The sequence below is a fragment of the Rhodoferax sp. genome, assembly GCF_037143375.1.
Classification (GTDB): Bacteria; Pseudomonadota; Gammaproteobacteria; order Burkholderiales; family Burkholderiaceae_C; genus Rhodoferax.
This window is the reverse complement of the sequence record NZ_JBAWYV010000280.1, coordinates 1-2,322: the sequence shown is the minus strand read 5'-3', so window position 1 is coordinate 2,322 and position 2,322 is coordinate 1. Positions and strand designations below refer to the sequence as shown.

At 63.0% G+C, this 2,322-nt stretch carries 2 protein-coding genes and 1 pseudogene; all 3 read left to right on the top strand.

The genetic code is table 11. The features are described from left to right. A pseudogene (locus tag WCG50_RS18985) lies at window positions 1-576 on the top strand (pyridine nucleotide-disulfide oxidoreductase); the annotation flags it as partial. A 26-nt stretch (window positions 577-602) separates the two neighbouring features. Next, complete coding sequence (locus tag WCG50_RS18980; RefSeq protein ID WP_336901158.1) at window positions 603-1,382, top strand: DUF3047 domain-containing protein; 780 nt, start codon at window positions 603-605, stop codon at window positions 1,380-1,382. Continuing rightward, window positions 1,379-2,322: FAD-dependent oxidoreductase (locus WCG50_RS18975; protein WP_336901157.1), on the top strand; the 944-nt coding region annotated here is incomplete at its 3' end. The genes WCG50_RS18980 and WCG50_RS18975, both read left to right, overlap by 4 nt.

The window sequence follows — 2,322 nt, the reverse complement described above, 5'->3', positions numbered from 1 at the left end:
GCCACCAACGCCTACCTGCAAACCATTTACCCCAACATTTTTGCCGCGGGTGACGTGGCCGGGCCTTATCAACTCACCCATGTGGCAGCGCACCAGGCGTGGTACGCCACCGTCAACGCCTTGTTTGGTGAGGTGAAGAAATTCAAGGTCGACTACACAGTGATTCCGTGGGCCACCTTCACCGATCCCGAAGTGGCGCGGGTCGGCCTCAACGAGCAGGAAGCCCGCGAGAAAAATATCGCTTACGAGCTGACTCAATTCGACCTCGCCGACCTCGATCGCGCCATCGCCGACTCTGACGCGCAGGGGTTTGTGAAGGTGCTGACGGTTCCCGGCAAGGACAAAATTCTGGGCGTCACCCTGGTCGGCGCACAAGCCGGGGAGTTGCTGGCCGAGTACGTGCTGGCTATGAAGCACGGTCTGGGGCTGAACAAAATCCTCGGCACGATCCACACTTACCCGACGCTGGCCGAGGCCAACAAGTACGCCGCCGGTGCGTGGAAGCGCGCACACCCGCCCAAGCGTTTGCTGGAATGGGCCCACAAATACCATGCTTGGCGTAGAGGCTTAAAGTAGGGCTCTTCACGTTTACCCTGAGTCCCATGAAAGCCCTTCATCAGCCCATGATCGCCGCCCCCGCATGGAAGTACTTGTGTTTAACCGGGCTGACCAGCCTGTTGATCCTGCTGTGGCTACCGGTGAGTGCCCAGACGCTGGCACCGCTGGTTGCCGGCGCGAGCGACAAACCCGCCCCGCCCTGGCGCGTGGTGGGCCTGCCCAAAACCGGCAAACTCCTGACCCGGTTTGACATCGTCCCGCTGGACGGCGCGCCCGTCTTGCGCATCAGTGCCGACAACGCCTATGCCAATCTGGTCCATGACTTGCCCGCCCTGACCATCGGTGCGGGCACCACGCTGCGCTGGCGCTGGCGGCTCGACGAACCCCTGCCGCTGGCGGATCTGACGCGCAAATCGGGCGACGATGTGCCGGTCAAGGTCTGCGCGCTGTTTGACCTGCCCCTGACGCAATTGGGGTTGGTGGAGCGCAACTTGCTGCGCGTGGCGCGCGCCGTCAGCCACGACTATTTGCCGGCAGCCACCCTGTGCTACGTGTGGGACAACAAGCTCCCCGTGGGCTCTGAACTGCCCAATGCATTCACGCACCGGGTGCGTTATCTGGTGCTCAACTCGGGCACCGCGCAACTCAAACAATGGGTGATGCACGAGCGCAACCTGAGCGCTGATTATTTGCGCGCCTTCGGTCACGAGTCCGATGGCGTGGTCCCGCCCTTGATGGCTATTCTGGTCGGGGCCGATTCCGACACCACCGACGGATCCAGCTTGGCTTATGCCAGCGATCTCGTCCTGAAACTCAGTCCATGACACCCAACACACCGCTGCAAAAACATCTCATCCTGCTCGGGGCAGGTCACGCCCATGTGCATGTGCTGTCAACATTGGCCACCCAAGCCCTGGTGGGCGTGCAGGTCACTTTGATCGCGCCCTACCCACGCCAGATGTATTCGGGCATGGTACCGGGGTTTGTAGCCGGGCATTACACGCTGGATGACTGCGTGATTCCGCTGGAACCACTGCTGAAAAACACCGGCATTCGCTGGCTGGCCCGAAGTGCCACCGCCCTTGATGCCACGGCGCAAACGATCACGCTGGACGACGGCACGGTGCTCCCTTATGACTGGCTTTCGGTCAACACCGGGCCGGTACAAAACCGCTCGTTGATGGAGCAGACCCTGCCCGGCGTTCGCGAGCACGGCCTGTTTATTCGTCCGATAGAGACCTTTGGTGCCCTCTGGCCGCAGGTGGTGACTCTGGCGCAAAAACGCCCCCTGCGCGTGGCAGTCATCGGTGCTGGTGCCGCAGGTCTTGAGTTGGCGATGGCCATGGCGTACCGGCTGCCCACTTCTTCGGTCACGCTGGTGACCGGCGGCACACCGGTGGCAGCCAACTACACCGCCAAGGTACAACAGCGCGTGCTGGCGGCCTTGAAACAGCGGAACATTACCGTATTAAACGAGCAGGCCGTGGGCATTCAAACCGGCGAGGTGCTGCTGGCCAGCGGCGCCCGACTGGCCTGCGATGTGCCGGTGATCGCCACCGGTGGCCAGGCGCCCGCATGGTTGGAAGAGTGCGGTTTGGCGCTGGATGATCAGGGGTTCATCGCGGTGGACGCCTGTCAGCGCTCCACCAGCCACGCCAACGTGTTTGCCGCGGGCGACGTCAGCACGCGGGTCGATCAGCCGCTGGCGCGCAGCGGCGTTTATGCCGTGCGGGCCGGCCCCGCCTTGCTCACCAACCTGCGCGC

Coding starts and splice junctions, on each gene's coding strand:
- WCG50_RS18980 (WP_336901158.1), top strand. CDS start 603: ATGAAAGCCCTTCATCAGCCCATGATCGCCGCCCCCGCATGGAAGTAC.